Source organism: Scandinavium lactucae, from assembly GCF_033843265.1.
In the GTDB taxonomy this organism is placed as follows: domain Bacteria; phylum Pseudomonadota; class Gammaproteobacteria; order Enterobacterales; family Enterobacteriaceae; genus Scandinavium; species Scandinavium lactucae.
Map to the genome: position 1 here is coordinate 180833 of NZ_JAWXRD010000002.1, position 20198 is coordinate 201030.

Consider the following 20198-nt stretch of genomic DNA (forward strand, 5'->3'; position numbering starts at 1 on the left):
GTGGCGACACTCTTTATTGCAGATTTGCATCTGCACCCAGAAGAACCGGCGATCACCGCCGGTTTTCTGCGTTTTTTACGCGGTGAAGCCCGCCGCGCCGACGCACTGTACATTCTCGGCGATCTGTTCGAGGCCTGGATTGGCGACGATGATCCGCAGCCGTTACATCAGCAGATAGCGAGAGAAATCAACGCGCTGGTTGCATCTGGTGTGCCTTGCTATTTCATTCACGGTAATCGCGACTTTCTGCTCGGGAAGCGTTTTGCCCGCGAAAGCGGCATGACGTTACTTCCGGAAGAACAACGCCTCGAGTTGTACGGGCGTCCGGTGCTGATTCTGCACGGCGACACGCTGTGTACTGACGATGCGGGCTACCAGGCGTTTCGCGCCAAAGTTCACCAGCCGTGGCTGCAATCGCTTTTCCTCGCTTTACCGCTGTTTATTCGCCGCCGCATCGCCGCCAAAATGCGCGACGGCAGCAAAAGTGCCAATAGCCATAAATCGATAGAGATAATGGACGTGAATCCGCTGGCCGTCGTCGCCGCGATGGAACAACATCACGTTCAATGGCTGATTCACGGACACACGCATCGCCCCGCCGTCCACGAACTGACCGCCAATGGTCAGCCTGCGTTTCGCGTGGTGCTGGGTGCCTGGCATGCGGAGGGATCGATGGTCAAAGTGACCACCGATAATGTCGAACTGATAGCCTTTCCTTTCTGACCGCCGCAATCAGCCGCGATCGTCTTTTGGGCCGAGGAAGTAGAAGCCAAACGGCAGCGAACCAATGATAGTGAACATCACGCTGTAGATGGCGGCCCATGCTCCCTGAATGAAGTACATTGACACGCTCCACTGCTCCATTGGCAGGTTGTACTGATCTTCTACGCCCTGAAACGTGACTTTAGAAACGACGGTCACGGCGATAATGAAAACGATCGCCACAGCAGTCAGAAATTTTTTCCCCTCCGGGGTGTGAAGTATCTTCAGCATACATGCTCCTTACGATGGTGCTGCGAGTGTCGCAGTCAGTTTTATCAAACAGGCAAATCCTGCGGTGACTTTACCGTATTTTGCGCCGCGATGGGCCAGATTTACAGGAACAGATAAAACCGTCTCTCATTCGCCCATCAACTGGCCGCGCAACCGTTTTCCTTGACGTTTTTCCGTGCTATTCTCTGTGGCCTTCAAAGCAGTGTGTTCCACACCCACAGGAGTTTTAAGACGCATGTCTTCCCGCAACAATCCGGCGCGTGTCGCCATCGTGATGGGGTCCAAAAGCGACTGGGCTACCATGCAGTTTGCCGCTGAAATCCTCGATACCCTGAACGTTCCGCACCACGTGGAAGTGGTCTCCGCACACCGCACGCCGGACAAACTCTTCAGCTTTGCCGAAACCGCCGAAGACAACGGTTATCAGGTGATTATCGCCGGAGCGGGCGGCGCGGCACATCTGCCGGGCATGATTGCAGCGAAGACTCTGGTGCCGGTTCTGGGCGTCCCTGTTCAAAGCGCGGCCCTGAGCGGCGTTGACAGCCTCTATTCTATCGTACAGATGCCGCGTGGCATTCCGGTCGGCACCCTGGCAATTGGTAAAGCGGGTGCGGCCAACGCTGCACTGCTGGCCGCACAAATTCTGGCGACGCACGATGGCGAGCTCCGCCAGCGTCTGGCCGAGTGGCGTAAAGCGCAGACTGACGAGGTTCTGGAGCATCCGGACCCGCGGGGTGACGCATGAAGCAGGTTTGCGTCCTCGGCAATGGTCAGTTAGGCCGTATGCTGCGTCAGGCCGGTGAACCGCTGGGCATTGATGTCTGGCCGGTTGGCCTGGAAGCCGATCCGGAAGCGGTCCCGTTCCAGCAGAGCGTGATTACTGCCGAAATTGAACGCTGGCCGGAAACCGCCCTAACCCGCGAGCTGGCCCGCCATCCTGCCTTCGTTAACCGTGACGTGTTCCCGGTTATCGCCGACCGTCTGACGCAAAAACAGCTGTTCGATAAACTGAATTTGGCCACCGCGCCGTGGCAGCTGCTGGCCGATAAAGCGGAATGGCCGAGCGTGTTCACCCGTCTCGGTGAGCTGGCCATCGTCAAGCGCCGCACCGGCGGCTACGATGGTCGCGGCCAGTGGCGTCTGCGTGAGGGCGATACCGCCCAATTGCCGGATGACTGCTATGGCGAATGTATCGTTGAGCAAGGCATCAACTTCAGCGGGGAAGTGTCGCTGGTCGGTGCGCGGGCACATGACGGGCGCACGGTGTTCTATCCGCTGACCCATAACCTGCATCAGGACGGTATTCTGCGCGTCAGCGTCGCCTTCCCGCAGGCCAATGTCCAGCAACAGGCGCAGGCCGAAAGTATGCTGACGGCTATCATGAACGAGCTAAACTACGTCGGGGTGATGGCGATGGAGTGCTTCATCACTCCAGCGGGTCTGCTGATTAACGAGCTGGCCCCGCGCGTCCACAATAGCGGGCACTGGACGCAAAACGGCGCGTCCATCAGCCAGTTCGAGCTGCATCTGCGTGCGGTCACCGACCTGCCGCTGCCGTCGCCGGTGGTCAACAGCCCGTCGGTGATGGTGAATCTGATTGGCACCGACCTGAACTACGACTGGCTGAAGCTGCCGCTGGTGCATCTGCACTGGTATCACAAAGAGGTGCGCGAAGGCCGCAAAGTGGGCCATCTCAACCTCACCGACAGCGACACCGGGCGCTTAAGCGCCACGCTGGAAGCGCTGATCCCTCTGCTTCCGGCGGAATACACCAGCGGTATCGCCTGGGCTCAGTCCAAATTGAATTAACCTATCTGGCCGGGGATTGATCTTCACCTTCCCCGGCCCCCACCTGCACGCGTAGAATCCCCTGATGCTTTTTCAATAAGGAATGCTCCATGACTAATGGGACGGATTTCCGCGCCATTCTACGCACTGGCACGCCCATCATCGACGTACGCGCCCCGGTAGAGTTCCAGCAGGGTTGCGTCCCTGCCGCAGTAAATCTGCCGCTGATGAATGACGAAGAGCGCGCCGCCGTGGGGACCTGCTACAAGCGCCACGGAGCCGATGCCGCGCTGAAACTCGGCCACACGCTGGTCGCGGGCGATAAGCGCCAGCAGCGCATTGATGCCTGGCGCGAAGCCATTCGTCGTCAGCCTGAGTCTTTTTTGTGCTGCGCCCGTGGCGGGCAGCGCTCACACATCACCCAACAGTGGCTGCGCGAGGCGGGCATCGATGTGCCGCTGATCGTCGGCGGCTATAAATCCCTGCGGCAAACTGCGCTGGCGGTAACGACAGAATTCGTCGAGCGCCCGATGGTGCTGGTAGGCGGCTGTACCGGCAACGGCAAAACGCTGCTGGTTCAGGCCCATCCTTCGGGTATCGATCTGGAGGGTCTGGCCCATCATCGCGGCTCCTCGTTTGGCCGCACGCTGCAACCGCAGCTCTCACAGGCGAGTTTTGAAAATGCGCTGGCAACCGAGCTGTTGCAAAAAGATGCGTCACGCTGGGTACTGGAAGATGAAGGCCATATGATCGGGGCGAATCATCTGCCGGAATGCCTGCGCAACCGCATGGCACAATCGCCGATTGCGGTGGTGGAAGATCCGTTTGAGGTGCGCCTTGAACGCCTGCGGGAAGAGTACTTCACCCGTATGCATCACGATTTTCTTCAGGCGTTTGGCGAGGATAAAGGCTGGCAGGAATACAGCGACTATCTGCATGAGGGGTTGTTTGCCATTCGTCGCCGTTTGGGGTTGCAGCGTTTCGCAGAGCTGACCACCAGGCTGGATGAATCCCTGGTAGAGCAGCAGCGCAGCGGTTCTACCGAAGCGCATTTTAGCTGGCTTTCGCCGCTGTTGGCGGAATATTACGACCCGATGTATCGCTATCAGCTCGGCAAAAAGGCGGGGATGATCGTGTTTCGCGGAAACTTCGAGGACGTTGCCGCCTGGCTGGCGGCATAAGTCTTTTGCCCGGCGGCGCTGGCACGGGCCTATAGGTTGTGTAGGCCTGGAAAGCGCAGCGCCACGGGGCGGATTTACATACTGAACTGTCGGAAGAGCGCTTTGCCTTTCAGCAGACGCAGCCCCAGCCAACCACCGCACAGTGAGAGTAAAATCCCGCCGCTCAACGGGAGTGTGACCCACAGTCGCCAGTCGGGCTCCCACGGGAAATCGAACACCTTAGTTTGCAACACCGCCAGCGCGGTTTCGGCCCCGATCGCCGCCACTAGACCAGACACCAGCCCCAGCAGGGCAAATTCAGCCCACAGCGTAGTGCGCAGCAACGATTTCCCCGCGCCCAATGTCCGCCAGACCACCAGCTCCTGATGACGCTGACGCATCCCCACCTGGACCTGCGCCAACAGCAGCAGCACGCCGCACAGCGTCACCAGCACCACCATTACTTCCAGCGCCCGGCTGACCTGCTCCAGAACCTGGCCGACCTGCTTGAGGATCGCGCCGATGTCCAGCAGGCTGACGGTCGGGAATTCGCGGTTAAGCTGGGTCAACAGCGCGTTACCATTATCCCAGCGGAAGCTGGTGAGCCAGCTTTGCGGCTGGCCGTCCAACGCCCCATCCGGGAAGATGAAGTAGAAATTAGGTCGCAGACTTTCCCAGTCCACTTTGCGCAGGCTGGTGATTTTGGCGCTGAATGCCTGGGTGTCACCGGTAAAGGTTACGCTATCGCCCACCCCGATATTGAGCCGTTTTGCCAGGCCCTCTTCTATCGACACTTCCCCCGCTTTCGGCGGCCATGTCCCGGCGGTCACCGAATTATGCTCCAGGGCCTGGCTCTGCCAGGTCAGGTTTAGCTCGCGGTTGAGGGCTTCATCTTTGTTGCCATCAGTCGATTGACCGTTTATGTCACTCAGTCGCGCACGCACGATCGGATAGAAGGTAGATGGGATCACCTGACGATCGGCGAGAAATTCCTTCACTGGCCCGACCTGGTCCGGTGCGATGTTGATCAGGAAATAGTTCGGGCTTTGCGGCGGAAGCTGCTGTTGCCAACGATCCAGCAGATCGCCGCGCAGCACCAGTAACAGCGCCAGCAGCATAAACGACAGTGAAAACGCGGCCAGTTGGCTGAGCGTAGACCACGGCTGGCGCAGCAGACGGCTGACCGCCAGGCGCAATGCTAGCGATTTCAGGGTCACCCGCTTGAGCACGTTCAGCAGCAGCCAGCCCACAAGCCCGCACAGCACCGCCAACACCACGGCCCCTGCCAGCACCGACCACAACAGCATCGAGCCGCCCATAAGCCAGGCCAGCAACCCAACGACAATCACCGCGATAACCGGGATGTAAAATTTCAGCGGCCAGACGTTGGCCACCGCATCACGACGCAACACGCGTAACGGCTGGGTCGCCAGCAACAGACGCCACGGACGCATCCCCACCAGCAGCGAAATCACCACCATAGCGCCAATGGCCCACAGCCACGGCCAGAGGCTGGCAGGCGGTAACGCCGCAGGCAGTACCGGTTTGAGCAGAATCATCAGGATCGATTCAAACAGCAGCCCCATCGCCCCGCCGCTGACCAGCGACAACAGCAGCAGCATCGCCCATTGCCCGAGGATCAGCTTACGCAGCTGCGCCCGCCCGGCCCCGAGCGTTTTGAGCACCGCCACCAGGTCATATCGACTGCGGCAGTAATGGCCCATCGCCACCGCCACCGCAGCCACCGCCAGCAGCAGCGTCAACAGGGCCGAAAGCAGCAGGAACTGCTGCGAGCGCTCGAGAGATTTCCCCAGCGCACCTTCGTCCTGCTCAAGACCAATCCATCGCTGATCGGGTTTCAACTGCGGCAACAGCCATTTCTCGTAGGACGCCAGCTGCTGTGGCGTGCCGCCAAACTTGTAGCGCCAGCTGACGCGACTGCCCGGCTGGACCGCCCCGGTTTTCTCGACATCAGCGACGTTCATCATCAGACGCGGTGCCATCTGGAACGGGTTGAAGCCGGAATCCGGCTCCTGAATGACTTCCCCGGCGATGCGCAGCGTGGCATCGCCGACGTCGATAGTGTCGCCGGTTTTCAGATTGAGCAGGGCCATCAGGCGCGAGGCCAGCAGGACGCTGCCCGCTTGCGGTTTAAGGCCCGGTGGAGAGGTCTCCAGCTTGCCGTACATCGGGTAGATATCATCCACCGCCTTTACGCTCGCCAGCTGTGGCGTATCCCCGGCGAAGGTCATGGTGGCAAAACTGAGCTGCTCTCCCACCTTCAACCCCATTTCGCGGGCTTGGTTCAGCCATTCCTCCGGGGCAGCGCGGGCGGTGCGCAGCGTTCTGTCACCCGCCATAAATTCACGGCTTTGCTGGCTGAGGCCTTTGTCCATCCGATCGCTGATATTGCCGAGTGCCAGCACACAGGCAACCGCCAGACTGAGCGCCAGCCAGACTATCAGCAGCGACGGCGAGCGCCATTCGCGCCAAAACCAACGGGCAATCATGACTCCTCCTGCAACTGACCGTTGACCAGCCGCAGCCGTCGGTCACAGCGGGCGGCCAACGCCGGGTCGTGCGTCACCAGCACCAGGGTTGTGCCGTGCTCACGATTGAGCGAAAACAGCAGGTCGGCGATGCGATCGCCGGTCTGGCGGTCGAGGTTGCCGGTCGGCTCATCGGCAAATAGCAGGTCGGGACGGCCGTTAAACGCCCGGGCCAGCGCCACGCGCTGCTGTTCGCCCCCGGATAGTTGGGCCGGTAAATGGTGTAGACGTTTGCCGAGACCGAGCTGTTCCAGCAGCGCTTTGGCGTGGCTGCGTCCCTGGCTGTCGGTTTCACCCCGCAACAGCGCCGGTAGCTCGACGTTTTCCAGCGCGTTGAGGGTGGGGATCAGCATAAAAGACTGGAAGACAAAACCGACATGGCGGGCGCGTAACGCCGCTCGTGCCTCTTCATCCATCGCATGCAGCGGTTGCCCTATCAGTTTCACCTCCCCGCTGCTGCCATCGTCCAGCCCGGCGAGGATCGCCAGCAGCGTCGACTTGCCTGAACCGGACTCGCCCACCAGCGCAATGCTCTGCCCCCGTTTGACAAGCAGCTCAACTCCGGTAAGGATGGAAAGCTCCTGCTCACCCTGACCGACGGATTTCTTAAGATGATGAACTTCAAGTATGTTTTCCGCTGGCATCTGCCGTTCCTGTTTATGTTGCTGTTAACCTGTCGCGCGGCGTTTGCCGACACGCTGTTAATTCTGGGTGACAGTCTGAGCGCCGGATATCGCATGGCGGCGACCGCCGCGTGGCCTGCGCTCCTGAATGAAAAGTGGCAGCCTAAGACCGAGGTTGTCAACGCCAGTATTAGCGGAGATACCTCGCAGCAGGGGCTGGCGCGTCTGCCCGCGTTGCTTAAGCAACACCAGCCGCGCTGGGTGCTGGTCGAGCTGGGCGGCAATGATGGCCTGCGCGGGTTTCAGCCTCAGCAAACCGAGCAGACCCTGCGCACGATCCTGAAGGATGTGAAAGCCGCTAACGCCCAGCCGCTGTTAATGCAAATTCGTCTGCCTGCAAACTATGGCCGTCGGTATAATGAAGCCTTTAGCGCGATATATCCGCAGCTTGCCCGCGAGTTTGATGTTCCTCTGCTGCCCTTTTTCATGGAAGAGGTCTATCTGAAACCGCAATGGATGCAGGATGATGGCATTCACCCCAATCGTGACGCCCAGCCGTTTATCGCGGACTGGATGGCGACACGGCTGGCCCCCTTAGTTAAACACGACTCGTAAAAATACGGAGTTGTCATCAGGTAAAGTTATGCAAAAAACGGTCTTAATTACAGGATGTTCCAGCGGAATTGGGCTGGAAAGCGCGCTGGAACTTAAACGCGACGGTTTTCGCGTGCTGGCCGCGTGTCGTAAGCCGGAAGACGTGGCGCGCATGACGGAATTGGGACTGACCGGGGTGCAGCTCGATCTGGACGATGAAACCAGCGTAGAACGCGCCGCCGACGAGATTATTGCCCTGAGTGAAAACCGCCTGTATGGCATTTTCAACAATGCCGGTTACGGCGTCTACGGCCCGCTCAACACCCTGAGCCGTGCCCAGCTTGAACAGCAGTTTTCGACTAACTTTTTCGGTACCCACCAACTGACCATGCGCCTGCTGCCCGCCATGGTGCCGCACGGTGAAGGCCGCATCGTGATGACATCCTCGGTGATGGGCCTGATTTCAACGCCGGGACGTGGGGCCTATGCCGCCAGTAAATACGCGCTGGAGGCCTGGTCCGACGCGCTGCGCATGGAATTACGCCACAGCGGCATTAAGGTCAGCCTGATTGAACCTGGCCCGATCCGTACCCGTTTTACCGACAACGTCAATCAGACCCAGGCCGATAAACCGGTCGAAAACCCGGGCATTGCCGCGCGTTTTACCCTCGGCCCGGAGGCGGTAGTGGCAAAAGTACGCCATGCTTTCAGCAGTGATAAACCGAAAATGCGCTATCCGGTGACGCTGGTCACGCATGCCGTGATGCTACTTAAGCGCCTGTTACCGGGGCGAATGATGGACAAAATTTTGCAGGGCTGAGTTGAAGCCCCGTCCTCCGCCCCCATCTCAATGAGATAATGACTCATATCGAATAAAGAGAATGACTTATGTCTGCACAGTATATCGTTAACATCACCGAAGCTAATCTGCATCAGACCCTGGAGCAGTCCGCCACCGTTCCGGTGCTGTTTTACTTCTGGTCACCGCGCAGCCAACATTGCGAACAGCTCACGCCGGTACTGGAAAACCTCGCTAATCAGTACCAGGGTCAGTTCATTCTGGCCAAGCTCGACTGCGACGCCGAGCAGATGATTGCCTCCCAGTTCGGCCTGCGCGCCATACCGACCGTGTACCTGTTCCAGAACGGTCAGCCGGTTGACGGCTTCCAGGGCCCACAGCCAGAAGACGTTATCCGCGCGCTGCTCGATAAAGTGCTGCCGCGTGAAGAAGAACTTAAAGCCCAGCAGGCCATGCAACTGATGCAGGAAGGCAACTACGCCGAGGCGCTGCCGTTGCTGAAAGATGCCTGGCAGATGTCGAACCAGGACAGCCAGATTGGCCTGCTGCTGGCAGAAACACAAATTGCCCTGAACCGCTCCGAAGACGCCGAAACCACGCTGAAAACCGTCCCGTTACAGGATCAGGACACCCGCTATCAGGGTCTGGTGGCGCAAATTGAGCTGCTGAAACAGGCGGCGGACACCCCGGAAATCCAGCAGCTGCAACAGCAGGTCGCGGAACGTCCGGACGATGCGGCCCTCGCCTCACAGCTGGCACTGCAACTCCATCAGGTTGGGCGCAACGAAGAAGCGCTGGAGCTGCTGTTCAGCCACCTGCGTAAAGACCTGGGTGCCGCTGACGGTCAGGCGCGTAAAATGCTGCAAGAGATCCTTGCGGCGTTAGGCACTGGCGATGCGCTGGCCTCGAAATACCGTCGCCTGCTGTACTCCCTGCTGTATTGATTACCTCGCCTGCTGGCGCTTCGCTGAGCAGGCCTACGCGAGCTTCGCAGGCCTGGATGGTGGCCGGGTGATTTAGCCCGGCTTTTTCAACTGCTTCACCACCAGCTGATGGCGAGCATTAAAGAACTTACGATAGGTCAGATAGCAGGCGATGATCGTCGACAGGCTGGCGGTCGACAGCAGCATAAACGTGACCATTATCTGATACTTAATCGCTTTCACCGGATCGACGCCGGCGAAAATCAGCCCCGACATCATCCCCGGTAAACTGACCAGTCCCACCGTTTTTGCGGAATCTACCGTCGGGATCAGCGACGCCCGAATGCTTTCCCGAATCAGACGCGCCGACGCCACTTTCGGCGTGGCTCCAAGGCTCAACTTCTCCTGAATCTGCTGCTGCTCGCTGCTAAAACGCTGGCCGAGATTGTTGTAGCACAGCCCTACGGCAATCATTGCATTCCCGGCGATCATCCCGGAGATAGGGATAACCTGCATCGGAGTAAAGGTAATCGCACCGGAAAAAATCAGCACCGCCAGCGTTAGCCCTGCCCCGGTGGTAATGGCGATAAACGATGAGGTGAAGGCGTGGCTGATGTATTTGCTACGCTTTTGCGCGTTATAGGCGGCGTTGAAGCAGATAAACAGCACCATCAGCAAGGTCAGCAGCGCGTTGTTGACGTTAAAAATAGACTTCAGCACGTAGCCGACGATCACCAGCTGCACCACTGCCCGGCAAATACTCCAGATAATGTCTTTTTCCAGCGCCAGCTTTTCCCGGTAGCTGACAATAATCGCCACCAGCACTAACACCATCGACAGCGCCAGCGACTCGTTAGAAATATTATGCCCGGTCATGCGCCCGCTCCTCTATTCCACCCGCGTTCGGTTTCAGGGTGATGATGTCATCGGCATGAGTAATTTCGTCTTTATCGTGCGTCACCCACAGCACACCGACCTGCTGTTCTTTGACGTAACGATGAATAATTTCATTCACGTTATGCTTATTACGCTCATCCAGCGCGCTGGTAATTTCATCCAGTAATAATACTTTGGGTAAAAATTGCAGATTACGGATCAGTGAAATTCGCTGTTTTTCACCGCCGGAAAGTTCATTTATGGATTTTTGCAGCGTCACTTCTGCCAGATTGAATTGCGCCAAATCCGCCAGCAGCTTTTCCGGCTCAGGGCGCATGTCGCGAATTTGCCACGGGAAAATCAAGTTGTCATATACCGTCTCGCCAAACAAGGCCGGAGTTTGCGCGCAGTAGGATACCTGCTGTCGATAGGCTTCCGGGGACAGGTGGACGATATCTTCCCCACGATAAAGAATGTTTCCGCTCGTCGGGCTCAGGAGCGAAGCAATAATTTTCAGTAGCGTGCTTTTCCCCGATCCTGATGGCCCGGTAATCAGGGTAAATTGCCCTTCGTTTAACGTCAGATTGATATTATCCAACAGCGGCGTATCGCCAGGTTTAAATCCCAGCTGGTTCACCTGTATTAATGGCGTCATTTGTTTCCCATATTTCGTGCTGATACAGCGTTATTGTATGCCTTTGGCCTTCGCGCTGAGAAGGATAAAAGTTATACTTTCCGTTATCAGGCCAACGAAGGTAGTCGGCTATTTGGCAAAAACAGGAGGTTTTTAATGCTTATTTTTATTCCGGTCTTAATTTTCGTGGCGCTGGTGATTGTCGGCGCAGGCGTGAAGATCGTGCCGCAGGGTTACCAATGGACGGTCGAGCGTTTCGGTCGTTATACCAACACGCTGCAGCCGGGTCTGAGCCTGGTGGTGCCGTTTATGGATCGCATCGGCCGCAAAATTAATATGATGGAGCAGGTGCTGGATATCCCGTCGCAGGAAGTTATCTCCAAAGATAACGCCAACGTCGCCATCGACGCAGTGTGTTTTATTCAGGTCATTGATGCCCCGAAAGCGGCGTATGAAGTCAGCAACCTGGAACTGGCGATCATCAACCTGACGATGACCAATATCCGTACCGTGCTGGGATCGATGGAGCTGGATGAAATGCTCTCCCAGCGTGACAACATCAACACCCGCCTGCTGCACATCGTCGATGAAGCCACCAATCCGTGGGGCATCAAAATCACCCGTATTGAAATTCGCGACGTACGGCCACCGGCTGAACTTATCGACGCGATGAATGCGCAGATGAAAGCCGAACGTACCAAGCGTGCCTATATTCTGGAAGCCGAAGGGATCCGCCAGGCGCAGATCGTGAAAGCCGAAGGGGAAAAACAGTCGAAGATCCTGCGAGCTGAGGGTGAGCGTCAGTCCACTTTCCTGCAAGCGGAAGCGCGTGAGCGTTCGGCGGAAGCGGAAGCCCGCGCGACCCAGATGGTGTCCGAAGCCATTGCTGCCGGGGATATTCAGGCGGTGAACTACTTCGTGGCGCAGAAATACACCGACGCACTGCAGCAGATTGGCTCATCCAGTAACAGCAAAGTGGTGATGATGCCGCTGGATGCCAGCAGCCTGATGGGCTCAATTGCCGGGATCGCCGAGCTGATTAAAGGCAGCGCTGACGAGCGGAAAAAACCATGATTGACGCCCTCCTCGCCCATCCGCACATTTTCTGGCTGAGTCTTGGCGGCGTGCTGCTGGCGGCGGAAATGCTCGGTGGCAATGGCTATCTGCTGTGGAGCGGCGTGGCGGCCATTGTCACCGGTCTGCTGGTGTGGCTGTTGCCGTTTGGCTGGGAGTGGCAAGGGGCGGTGTTCGCCGGGCTGACGTTGTTGGCAGCCTGGCTGTGGTGGCGCTGGCTGTCTCACCGCGTGAGGCAACAGCCCCGAGCCGACAGCCAGCTCAATCAGCGTGGTCAGCAGCTGGTTGGGAAGGTGTTTCTTCTGGAAGCCCCGCTCAGCAACGGACACGGACATGTGCGCGTCGGCGACAGCTCCTGGCCGGTGATTGCCGAAGAGGATCTCCCGGCGGGCAGCCGCGTGGAAGTCATCTCCGTTGACGGCATTACGCTAAAAGTACGTCCGCACTAATCACGCTTTACGATGACAGCAGCCGGAGAGATTATCCATAATCGGGCATTCGGCGCTGTCATCCCCCGGACACGCCTCCGCCAGCGCAAGCAGTTGCTTACGCATCCCCTGCAGTTCCTTGATATGACGTTCGATATCCGCCACTTTCTGCAAAGTGCGCGCTTTTACGTCCGCGCTGTGACGGCCCGGATCGTTAAACAGATTCACCAACTCGCCGCACTCTTCCAGATTAAATCCCACCTGACGGGCCTGGCGTAGCAGCGTCAACTCATCCAGATGCTTTTGCGTGTAGCTGCGATAGCCGTTGTCGCTTCGCAGCGGGGGCGTTACCAGCCCTTTCTCTTCGTAAAAACGAATCGCTTTGCTGGTTAACCCGGTTTTCTTCGCAACATCGCTGATATTCATCACATTGACCTCCATGGATCCCATGCGGGTTTACGTTTAGCTGCGCCAGAAGGTTCTCGAGAGCAGAATGAGGACCGGATAAATCTCCAGACGGCCTAGCAGCATAGCCCCGCAGAGCAAATATTTGGCGGCGTCGTTGAGGGGGCCAAACCCCGCAGCGGTTGCGCCAAATCCTAAGCCCATATTATTAATGCAGGCGGCGACGGAGGCAAATGACGTGAGCAAATCGTAGCCCAACAGGTTTAGCGCCCAGATAAAACCGCAGGTGCAAAGGATGTACAGAAAGAAGAAGCTCCAGACCGAGCGCATCACCCTGTCGCTAATCACTGTGTTGCCGACGCGTACGCTCATGATAGCGCGCGGATGGGCTAACTGATGCACTTCATGGCGGCTTTGGCGAAAGAGGATCAGAAAACGCAGGGCTTTGATACCGCCGCAGGTTGAGCCGACGCAGCCCCCGAAGAAACTGGCGGACAGTAACAGGACCACTACGTGCGTCGGCCACGAGGCGTAGTCCGCCGTCGCCAGGCCATTATCGGTGATCATCGAACTGACCAGGAAAAAGGAGTGAACGAACGAGGCGGGCAAGGCGTACATTCCTGCGCGCCAGACTTCGAAGGTGATTATCGCCACGACTACCGCCACCACGCAGAGGAAAAAGCGCAGCTCGCTGTTACGGCGAAACGGCTTGAGGCTGCGACGCGAGAGCGCCACGAAATAGAGGGTAAAGTTGACTGCAGACAGCAGCGAGAAGCCGCCCGCCACCAGCTCGATGGCGTAGCTGTCATAATAACCAATGCTATCCGTTTGCGTCGAAAATCCACCCAGCGATACCGTCGACAGGCCATGACATAGCGCGTCAAAGAACGGCATCCCGGCGAGGAAAAATGCCAGCGTACAGGCCAGCCCCAGCAGCAAATAGGTGAACCACAGGCTTTTGGCGGTATCAGCCAGCCGGGGCGTGAGGCGTTCCTCTTTGAACGGGCCGGGCATTTCCGATTGATACAGCTTCATGCCCCCGATGCCCAGTAACGGCAGCACCGCCACCGCCAGCACGATAACCCCCAGCCCGCCGATGAAGTTCAGCTGCGAGCGGTAATAGAGCACCGAGCGCGGCAGGTTGCTTACGTCGCTGAAAATCGATGCACCGGTGGTAGTTATCCCCGATACGCCTTCAAACATCGCATCCGCAAGGGAAATATTCAGCGAATCATCCAGCCACAGCGGCATGGCGCTGATCAGCGAGAACAGCAGCCAGAACAGGACGATGATGATAAATCCGTCGCGCGTTTCAAGCTGTATTTTCGACTGACGGGTTAATCCCCAGCCGATCAGCCCGGCAGGGAAAAAAAGGGCAAACGTAGAAAGGAACGCAAACAGGCTGCGTTCCTTGTCGACCAACGCGAGCAGCATCGGCGGGATCATCGTCAGGCTATACAGCACGACCAGGAAAGCGCAGAGATGGATGACAACCTTAAAACGTGTCGAAATATACATGCTGATGATGTGACAACGATTAATCAGAATGTCCGCAGTATAAGTGATTTAGACGACAGCATTTTGTTTTACTAAGGCAAATCAGACACACCCTGCGTTTTCCCAGCGGATTATTGCTCTTTCTGCGCGCTATCCAGCTGCGCATAGCGAGTGATCAGCTGTTTCAGCCGTTGCTCGGTTTGCAGTTTTTGCGCCGCCGAAATGCTCTGCGGATTGTCCTGTGCGGCCATTTGTCGCAACAGTTCTTCAGTTGGCACCGCACGATTAAACGCCTGGGTCGCAGCAAACACCTGCGATTTCAGCTCGCTGACGGTAAGGTATTTTCCCTTTTGCCCATCAAGCGCGTTCAGCCTGTCGGTCAGGGTCTGCAAGGTGGTCATGCCGTTATGCCAGCCGTTGAGCGTTTCATCCGTCATCCGGTTTAACGTGATTTTTTGCTGCCACTGATTACGCATCGCAACGAGCTGTGCGTTACTCGGCCACAGGGCTTGCGCCTGATCCAGCAGCGCATTGCCCTGCTGTTGCGGCCATTGTGGCGGCAACGATGCCAGCGTATCCAGCCGGGAGGCGGTCTGTTTCAGCCAGACATCGGCATTCATTTTGCCCGTGCCGCCCTCGCGTAGCCGTTGGATTTCAGCGTGGCTGAGCGCCTGCGGCAACGGTGCCACCGACGCACTCAGCGCCTGCGAGGTGCCGTCAACCTGGCGCAGGGCATTCCAGCCCCACAGCGCCACGGCACCCAGCAGCAAGGCCGAACACGCCCCGGCGGCAAACGCAGGCCAGCGCGGCGGCGCAGGCTGTGATGGCGATGGTTCATGCACCACTTCCACCGTCACCTCTGGCTCCTGACGAATCACGTAGACCAGCCGACTCTCAGGGGCACGCTCGCGTCCGACAACCGGCTCCTGCAACGCCTGCACCGGCAGCACAATGGCTGGGGCTGGCGTTTCCTGGGTTGCGCTGTTTTCCAGCCGGGTTACCGCGCTGCTTATCTGCCCCAGCAGCGGCGAGAGCTGGCAGACCTGCTTCAGCCCCTGACGCGTCAAAATATCGTCCAGCGCCCGCAGCTGCTTTTCCGCTTCATACAGCGGCGACAGGTCTTCGTGGGTCAGCGTAAAAGTGCGGAACACTTTCTGTAAACGCTGACTCAGGCCGCTCAGGATCTCCGCCCGGGAGGCGGTTTGCAGCGGCCAGACCTGCGCCCACTGATGCGCCAGCAGGGCGTTGAGGATAGCCATCCCTTCGTTCAGCCCATTAATCCGCGCCAGATGGCTGCGGGCCAGGGTGTACCAGGCGGCGGTTTGCAGCTCAACGCCGTTTTGCTCGAATAGCGAAAGGGACAGGCTTTCGACCCGCGTCCAGTTCACGTCCGGACGCGCCGGGTGTGTCAGTTTACTCATCTCTTCACGCAGAGTGGTGAAGTCCGCGAGGGTGCGCGGATCGCCGCCGGTTCTTACCGGGCGAGGTTTTGCGTCGTACATAGTGATTTCATCCCTAAAAGGCGTGTTATCAGGGCAGCAGCCCGGCAATCATTTCGAAGAAGGCGTCCTCGCTGAACGCACTTCTGTGCGCGCCGGGCACACCAACCGGGTTACAGGTCCAGTCGACGCTTTCACTGCAACGCATAAAGAGTCGAAACTGCGGCGTGGCGCGCCCCTGCATACACAGGCAGACCTCCACACAGCCGGTAACGCCCTGGCCGTACAAAAACACCGGAGTGAATTTTATTTCGCGGTCGTCGTAGCGCAGGCTCAGCGCCGGAACGGTGAAGGTTTTGCCCCCCACCAACAAATCGCTGAGCGCGACGTCATGGGACGCGATGCTAATCCCGGTGTCCGTGAGCCACGCGGCCATATTTTCCTGAAGCTCGCCCATCCGCAGACGCAGGTCGGCGATATCGGCTTCACTCTTGCTGTCAAAATCGCGACGGCGAGGCTGTTGGTCCTGCAGTTTTTTAAGAAATTGTGCTTTGGCTGACATGCTTTCCCTGCCATTGGTCGCCCGACCTAAATCCGGGCCTTATTATCAAAGTAATTCTGCTGTTTGAGATGACGAATCAACACCCGACCTTCGGGCATAAACTCGGTGCCGTAGCGCACCAGGCCAATGCCTTTCAGTTCGGCGTCGATGGCATAACGCAGTTCGCCGGGGATGGTCTGGTCCTGCATCACCACGTTGATGCTGCTCAACCGCGGCTCGTATTTGAGCAGCACCGCAGAGAGGGTGTTCATCAGCTGATGTGCGGTGCCAGGCAGGCCTTGCAGAATAGTGGTCATATCCGGCAGACCGTAATCCGGGATATGCGCCAGGGTGCCAGCACGACAGTTAAGGATTCGTTGCATGTTGTCGAGTACCGACATAATCACCTGGTTCTGTTCGCTGACCTGATGAAGATCGAGGCCGCCGGTAAAATTGCCATACAGGAGTTCGTAGAGCGAGGGGCTGAAATGGCTGTCTGGCATCAGTCATCCTTAACGGGTAGCAGGGTTAACGTCTGCTGGTTGAGTTCGAGGTGACGCGCATCATCCGGATCTAAATCCTGACGGCTCAGCACTATGCGCCAGCTGTTTTTTTCCTGATCCGGCGTGAGGAACATGGCCGCAACCGCCACAAACTGAGCGCCCTCTTCCATTGGCATATCGACGCTAACCGTTTCGCCTGGACGCAAGCGCAGGTCTTTCTCCGCCATCAAATCGGCTTTTAGCGCCTCGCTGTCGGAGGCAAATAAAGAGGGATAATCGGTGCTGTCAAAAGCCTTGCGGTCTTTGAGCTGATAGATACGCACCACGGTCGCCAGCGCGTTTCCCTGGGCATTATTGTTAACGGCATCACGCGCGCGAATATCAAGATGCAGCGTTTTTATCTGCTTATAAAAAATAGATTTCGTCATCGCTGCGGTGCCGTCGCTGACTTTCTGGGTTAACCCGCAGCCGCTCAGTAATAAGCACATCAGCATCCCCGCTGACATCCCTTTATTCACGATAATTGCCTTCATCATCTGCTTCTCTTCTGTGAGGCTGTTCCAACAAGCGCTGGTAACGCCCCAGATTAATGGTAATGGTATTCTGCCCGGCCTTCGGGCGCGTTTGCGTCTGACGGCGCATTACTGCCGTTCTTCCCAGCTGCACGCCATTTCCCCCGGATTTACAGGAGAGCGAGGCATCCGGGAGCAGCTCGCGATCCAGCGTCAGCGTGATGCGTAAATCGAGCCGTGCACCCAGATAGACCTGCAACAGCGCCAGAAAATCACGATGCAGTGCGCTCCCCGGCAGCCAGGACATCGCCTCATCAGGGTTATCCGTGCGCAGCCGCAGGTGAGCCTGATGATTCACATCGATGGCATGACTGCCCATCACAGGACGATTGTCCAACGATACCGGGCGGCTGGCGCTCATACGCAGCGTGGATTTCAGCGCCACGCGGGCAGGATCGTGCGGCACGATATCTGCCTGGGTATCGGGTGCCAGCAACTGCACGATAGCCATGATCCCTTCGCTGGTTCGCGTGGGCAGCCGCATCAGGCCCGGCAGCGCAAGAAAGCGTGAAATCGGCGTGGCGATATTCTCTGCGCACCCTTTTAATCCAAGCCCCGCCAGGCTCAGCAAATACTGCGACGTTTTGTCTTTCCCGCCGGGCTGGAACGAGGCGGGCCAGGAGTATTTGCGCCAAATGCGGTAATACTGGGTGATCAACCTGTGGTTAAAAATATCCAGAAAATCGCTGACCGCTTCATGACCTTCCCGACGCTGGGTTATGTCATCAATACAGGCCGTCGGCAGCGGAGATTCCACGCCATACAGCCCCATAAAGGTGACCATGGCACTGGCGGGTTTATTGGGTTCATCCGGAATATCCAGACGTTTAAACTCTCCGGCTGGGAAACCCATTCCGGGATGCGGACGAAATCGAATCGGATCGTTACTGATTTTCCAGGTACTGCCGAGCGCTGGGGCATCTGGCTGGCTTTGCTCCAGCAACTGGCAAAAACGGTAAAAGTTGGTCCGGCTGATATCGTCCTGTAACTGCGCCGTTAGCCGGGCAGTCGCTGATTGTGATTCTCTTTCCATCGGATGCATTTATTTTCCGGCTGAACGATAAGAGTGAGCTGATTGAACAGGTGGATATCGCTGTAGAGCGCGAGAAAACGATTGAGCATTTCCCCAAACAGGTAAATATCGCCTTCACCGCTAAAGCCATTGCTGTCGAGGGTAACTTCAATATCCACTCCCCTGAGCAAATGCCCTTTTTCGAAGCGCTGAACCAGATGGTGCTGTACATCGAGAATGGCATCCAGCCGACGCAGGTTCATCTCGTCGTGCTGCCAGTTGTAGAGTTCCAGGGTGCTGCGCAACACCTCTGCGCTGCTCATTATATTGAGGAAGCTGGAACCCAAATGGCTCAGTACGCGCCAGTGAAAACTGTCTTCAGCCGGTGGATAGGCTGGCAGCGTCGGCTTACACAGGTTTCTGACCTTAAGGCGGGTTTGCGTCACCTGCTCGCAGCGGTCAAGCAACGTGCTCGTCAGCGCCTTACGCGGTAGCTGGCCGTTGGTGCCCGTCACTTTCAGTGACAGCGTTTCACCGTTGATGACCCGATCGGTTTCCCAGAGGTCCCCCCCCAGAATCAGCCAGGTGTCATACAACCCACTCGGCCCACGACGCACGCGGGTGTGGTAATAGCGCGACGGTGCTTCACGGCGCATCATGCCGCCGCGGTGGCGGAAACTGGTGAACGGCACATACTGCGCGTCGTGGGTGCGCTTCGACCCGAGAACTGAGTCAACCGAGTAGATTTCCGTATGCCCATCCTGTAACCGCCGTGGGCGCAGCAAATACTCACTTTCGAGCCCATTGATGCGCAGCGGATCGGCCTGCAGCGTGAACAGGTTAATCACCGGCACACAGTGCAGACACAGCGCATCGTCCATCACTGGCAGCTCGCTGTTCCACTGGGTACTGAGCACCACTTCAATATCGAAGTTGGCCAGACCCGCAGGAAAGGTGATGCCCTCCAGACCATTCAGGTGCACGAAACGGAACTTGTCGCGGAAGGTAAAGTATTCCAGCAGCAGCTGGTAGCCACTAAACGCACTGTCACCTTTCGGCCAGAGGCGATCTTCTTCGCGAAAACCACCGGGAGAAAAACCGCCGTCAATCGTCATTCTGTCGGTCTGACCGGGCAGGCGCAAATACAGCCCGGCCTGACGACGGGTTAACGCCAGATGCAGGGCGTTACTGACCGGAGCCTCAGCCGTCAGGTAAAACGCCAGGCGGCGTAAGTCACACTGCTTCCAGTCAGTCTGCGGATTGCAGGCCATTCGCAGTCGCAGCAGAGAGCGTCCATCCGGCTCGGTTTCCATCGACACACGCGTCAGCTTCAGCGGGTTCAGCGGCATGTCGCGCGTGGTCCGGTACTGACAAACGGTCTGTTTCACGCCGACAGGACGGGAGTAAACCTCCAGCCCGGCGTTCACCGTCTCACCCATTTTCATCCCGGTGATATCGGGTTCCAGTGACACCACGGACATCGACGGGATCGTTTTCAGATAGTGCGGCCAGAGCTGGCTCACCAGCCCTTCCGTTAATTCCGGCAGATCGTCATCAATTTTTTCACGCAGACGCCCCATCGAAAAAGCGAAGCCTTCAAACAGGCGCTCCACGTAGGGATCGGGGGTTCCCGCCTTATCCAGATCGAGCAACGCCGCCCGATCCGGGTGCGCGCGGGAAAACTCTTTTGCTGCATCACGTAAATAACGCATTTCTGCGTCAAAATAGCGCAGGGTTAAATCATCCATCGAATAGCCCTATGAAGATAATTAAATGAAATGGCACCAG

The 20198-nt window shown here is 57.6% G+C and carries 22 protein-coding genes; 9 read left to right on the forward strand and 13 right to left on the reverse strand.

What is annotated here, in order from left to right; genetic code table 11:
• Positions 1–723: a UDP-2,3-diacylglucosamine diphosphatase gene (gene lpxH / locus SIK69_RS02845; protein WP_319626819.1), complete on the forward strand. Its 723-nt coding sequence runs from the start codon at positions 1–3 to the stop codon at positions 721–723.
• 9 nt (positions 724–732) lie between these two features.
• Here the strand turns inward: lpxH and SIK69_RS02850 are convergent, their stop codons facing one another.
• Positions 733–993 (reverse strand): DUF2534 family protein, encoded by a 261-nt coding sequence (locus tag SIK69_RS02850; protein WP_319626818.1) that lies wholly within the window; start codon positions 991–993, stop codon positions 733–735.
• A 235-nt stretch (positions 994–1228) separates the two neighbouring features.
• Between SIK69_RS02850 and purE the strand changes: the two genes are divergently transcribed.
• The 3 genes from purE (at position 1229) to mnmH (ending at position 3962) form a co-directional block, all read left to right on the forward strand.
• A complete protein-coding gene (gene purE / locus SIK69_RS02855; RefSeq protein ID WP_319626817.1) occupies positions 1229–1738 on the forward strand; it encodes a 5-(carboxyamino)imidazole ribonucleotide mutase in 510 nt (169 codons plus the stop codon).
• Positions 1735–2802 carry a 5-(carboxyamino)imidazole ribonucleotide synthase gene (gene purK / locus SIK69_RS02860; RefSeq protein WP_319626816.1) on the forward strand — a complete coding sequence of 356 codons (1068 nt, stop codon included), beginning with the start codon at positions 1735–1737 and terminating at the stop codon, positions 2800–2802. Before purE ends, purK begins: the two co-directional genes overlap by 4 nt.
• 89 nt (positions 2803–2891) lie before the next feature.
• Complete coding sequence (mnmH, locus tag SIK69_RS02865; RefSeq protein ID WP_319785347.1) at positions 2892–3962, forward strand: tRNA 2-selenouridine(34) synthase MnmH; 1071 nt, start codon at positions 2892–2894, stop codon at positions 3960–3962.
• Positions 3963–4036: 74 nt separating this feature from the next.
• On the opposite strand, the gene ybbP is transcribed toward mnmH, so the two are convergent.
• Together ybbP and ybbA are read right to left on the reverse strand one after the other, a co-directional pair.
• On the reverse strand, positions 4037–6451 hold the full coding sequence (ybbP, locus tag SIK69_RS02870; RefSeq protein ID WP_319785348.1) for a putative ABC transporter permease subunit YbbP: 2415 nt from the start codon (positions 6449–6451) through the stop codon (positions 4037–4039).
• Complete coding sequence (gene ybbA / locus SIK69_RS02875; protein WP_319626813.1) at positions 6448–7134, reverse strand: putative ABC transporter ATP-binding protein YbbA; 687 nt, start codon at positions 7132–7134, stop codon at positions 6448–6450. The genes ybbP and ybbA overlap by 4 nt, the downstream gene beginning before the upstream one ends.
• Between ybbA and tesA the strand changes: the two genes are divergently transcribed.
• The 3 genes from tesA to SIK69_RS02890 all read left to right on the forward strand — a co-directional run bounded on the left by tesA (position 7105) and on the right by SIK69_RS02890 (position 9450).
• On the forward strand, positions 7105–7728 hold the full coding sequence (gene tesA, locus SIK69_RS02880; protein WP_510467969.1) for a multifunctional acyl-CoA thioesterase I/protease I/lysophospholipase L1: 624 nt from the start codon (positions 7105–7107) through the stop codon (positions 7726–7728). The two genes, ybbA and tesA, sit on opposite strands and share 30 nt — an antisense overlap.
• A 28-nt stretch (positions 7729–7756) precedes the next feature.
• Positions 7757–8527, forward strand: coding sequence for an SDR family oxidoreductase (locus SIK69_RS02885; protein ID WP_319626811.1), 771 nt, complete (start codon positions 7757–7759; stop codon positions 8525–8527).
• A 68-nt stretch (positions 8528–8595) separates the two neighbouring features.
• Positions 8596–9450 (forward strand): co-chaperone YbbN, encoded by an 855-nt coding sequence (locus SIK69_RS02890; protein ID WP_319626810.1) that lies wholly within the window; start codon positions 8596–8598, stop codon positions 9448–9450.
• 72 nt (positions 9451–9522) lie between these two features.
• Here the strand turns inward: SIK69_RS02890 and fetB are convergent, their stop codons facing one another.
• Together fetB and fetA are read right to left on the reverse strand one after the other, a co-directional pair.
• Complete coding sequence (gene fetB, locus SIK69_RS02895) at positions 9523–10305, reverse strand: iron efflux ABC transporter permease subunit FetB (protein WP_319626809.1); 783 nt, start codon at positions 10303–10305, stop codon at positions 9523–9525.
• Positions 10292–10960, reverse strand: coding sequence for an iron efflux ABC transporter ATP-binding subunit FetA (fetA, locus tag SIK69_RS02900; RefSeq protein ID WP_319785352.1), 669 nt, complete (start codon positions 10958–10960; stop codon positions 10292–10294). Before fetA ends, fetB begins: the two co-directional genes overlap by 14 nt.
• A gap of 135 nt (positions 10961–11095) precedes the next feature.
• On the opposite strand from fetA, the gene SIK69_RS02905 reads away from it, so the two are divergent.
• Both SIK69_RS02905 and SIK69_RS02910 read left to right on the forward strand, forming a co-directional pair.
• A complete protein-coding gene (locus tag SIK69_RS02905; protein WP_319626807.1) occupies positions 11096–12013 on the forward strand; it encodes an SPFH domain-containing protein in 918 nt (305 codons plus the stop codon).
• Complete coding sequence (locus tag SIK69_RS02910; protein WP_319626806.1) at positions 12010–12462, forward strand: NfeD family protein; 453 nt, start codon at positions 12010–12012, stop codon at positions 12460–12462. The genes SIK69_RS02905 and SIK69_RS02910 overlap by 4 nt, the downstream gene beginning before the upstream one ends.
• On the opposite strand, the gene cueR is transcribed toward SIK69_RS02910, so the two are convergent.
• From cueR to tssF, 8 genes are all read right to left on the reverse strand, one after another.
• Positions 12463–12867, reverse strand: a complete 405-nt coding sequence (gene cueR, locus SIK69_RS02915; RefSeq protein WP_319626805.1) for a Cu(I)-responsive transcriptional regulator — start codon at positions 12865–12867, stop codon at positions 12463–12465. It abuts the gene before it with no gap.
• 36 nt (positions 12868–12903) lie between these two features.
• Entirely contained in the window at positions 12904–14364 is a 1461-nt protein-coding gene (locus SIK69_RS02920) for a TrkH family potassium uptake protein (RefSeq protein ID WP_319785353.1), read from the reverse strand.
• 110 nt (positions 14365–14474) lie between these two features.
• Positions 14475–15845, reverse strand: a complete 1371-nt coding sequence (locus SIK69_RS02925; RefSeq protein WP_319785354.1) for a VasL domain-containing protein — start codon at positions 15843–15845, stop codon at positions 14475–14477.
• Between the two features lie 28 nt (positions 15846–15873).
• Positions 15874–16344 (reverse strand): hypothetical protein, encoded by a 471-nt coding sequence (locus tag SIK69_RS02930; RefSeq protein ID WP_319785355.1) that lies wholly within the window; start codon positions 16342–16344, stop codon positions 15874–15876.
• Positions 16345–16370: 26 nt separating this feature from the next.
• Positions 16371–16826, reverse strand: coding sequence for a type VI secretion system baseplate subunit TssE (gene tssE / locus SIK69_RS02935; RefSeq protein ID WP_319626801.1), 456 nt, complete (start codon positions 16824–16826; stop codon positions 16371–16373).
• Positions 16826–17362: a type VI secretion system lipoprotein TssJ gene (gene tssJ, locus SIK69_RS02940; protein ID WP_319785356.1), complete on the reverse strand. Its 537-nt coding sequence runs from the start codon at positions 17360–17362 to the stop codon at positions 16826–16828. The genes tssE and tssJ overlap by 1 nt, the downstream gene beginning before the upstream one ends.
• A complete protein-coding gene (tssG, locus tag SIK69_RS02945) occupies positions 17337–18440 on the reverse strand; it encodes a type VI secretion system baseplate subunit TssG (protein ID WP_319785357.1) in 1104 nt (367 codons plus the stop codon). The genes tssJ and tssG overlap by 26 nt, the downstream gene beginning before the upstream one ends.
• Entirely contained in the window at positions 18395–20158 is a 1764-nt protein-coding gene (tssF, locus tag SIK69_RS02950) for a type VI secretion system baseplate subunit TssF (protein WP_319785358.1), read from the reverse strand. The genes tssG and tssF overlap by 46 nt, the downstream gene beginning before the upstream one ends.
• Positions 20159–20198 lie beyond the last annotated feature (40 nt).

Bases quoted from the DNA above. Each gene is read 5' to 3' on its own strand.
- mnmH (WP_319785347.1), top strand. From the start codon at position 2,892: ATGACTAATGGGACGGATTTCCGCGCCATTCTACGCACTGGCACGCCC.
- SIK69_RS02930 (WP_319785355.1), bottom strand. From the start codon at position 16,344: ATGTCAGCCAAAGCACAATTTCTTAAAAAACTGCAGGACCAACAGCCT.
- SIK69_RS02910 (WP_319626806.1), top strand. From the start codon at position 12,010: ATGATTGACGCCCTCCTCGCCCATCCGCACATTTTCTGGCTGAGTCTT.
- fetB (WP_319626809.1), bottom strand. From the start codon at position 10,305: ATGACCGGGCATAATATTTCTAACGAGTCGCTGGCGCTGTCGATGGTG.
- ybbP (WP_319785348.1), bottom strand. From the start codon at position 6,451: ATGATTGCCCGTTGGTTTTGGCGCGAATGGCGCTCGCCGTCGCTGCTG.
- tssE (WP_319626801.1), bottom strand. From the start codon at position 16,826: ATGCCAGACAGCCATTTCAGCCCCTCGCTCTACGAACTCCTGTATGGC.
- ybbA (WP_319626813.1), bottom strand. From the start codon at position 7,134: ATGCCAGCGGAAAACATACTTGAAGTTCATCATCTTAAGAAATCCGTC.
- fetA (WP_319785352.1), bottom strand. From the start codon at position 10,960: ATGACGCCATTAATACAGGTGAACCAGCTGGGATTTAAACCTGGCGAT.
- SIK69_RS02885 (WP_319626811.1), top strand. From the start codon at position 7,757: ATGCAAAAAACGGTCTTAATTACAGGATGTTCCAGCGGAATTGGGCTG.
- tssJ (WP_319785356.1), bottom strand. From the start codon at position 17,362: ATGATGAAGGCAATTATCGTGAATAAAGGGATGTCAGCGGGGATGCTG.
- tesA (WP_510467969.1), top strand. From the start codon at position 7,105: ATGAACTTCAAGTATGTTTTCCGCTGGCATCTGCCGTTCCTGTTTATG.
- purK (WP_319626816.1), top strand. From the start codon at position 1,735: ATGAAGCAGGTTTGCGTCCTCGGCAATGGTCAGTTAGGCCGTATGCTG.
- tssG (WP_319785357.1), bottom strand. From the start codon at position 18,440: ATGCATCCGATGGAAAGAGAATCACAATCAGCGACTGCCCGGCTAACG.
- SIK69_RS02890 (WP_319626810.1), top strand. From the start codon at position 8,596: ATGTCTGCACAGTATATCGTTAACATCACCGAAGCTAATCTGCATCAG.
- cueR (WP_319626805.1), bottom strand. From the start codon at position 12,867: ATGAATATCAGCGATGTTGCGAAGAAAACCGGGTTAACCAGCAAAGCG.
- SIK69_RS02925 (WP_319785354.1), bottom strand. From the start codon at position 15,845: ATGTACGACGCAAAACCTCGCCCGGTAAGAACCGGCGGCGATCCGCGC.
- SIK69_RS02920 (WP_319785353.1), bottom strand. From the start codon at position 14,364: ATGTATATTTCGACACGTTTTAAGGTTGTCATCCATCTCTGCGCTTTC.
- purE (WP_319626817.1), top strand. From the start codon at position 1,229: ATGTCTTCCCGCAACAATCCGGCGCGTGTCGCCATCGTGATGGGGTCC.
- tssF (WP_319785358.1), bottom strand. From the start codon at position 20,158: ATGGATGATTTAACCCTGCGCTATTTTGACGCAGAAATGCGTTATTTA.
- SIK69_RS02850 (WP_319626818.1), bottom strand. From the start codon at position 993: ATGCTGAAGATACTTCACACCCCGGAGGGGAAAAAATTTCTGACTGCT.
- SIK69_RS02905 (WP_319626807.1), top strand. From the start codon at position 11,096: ATGCTTATTTTTATTCCGGTCTTAATTTTCGTGGCGCTGGTGATTGTC.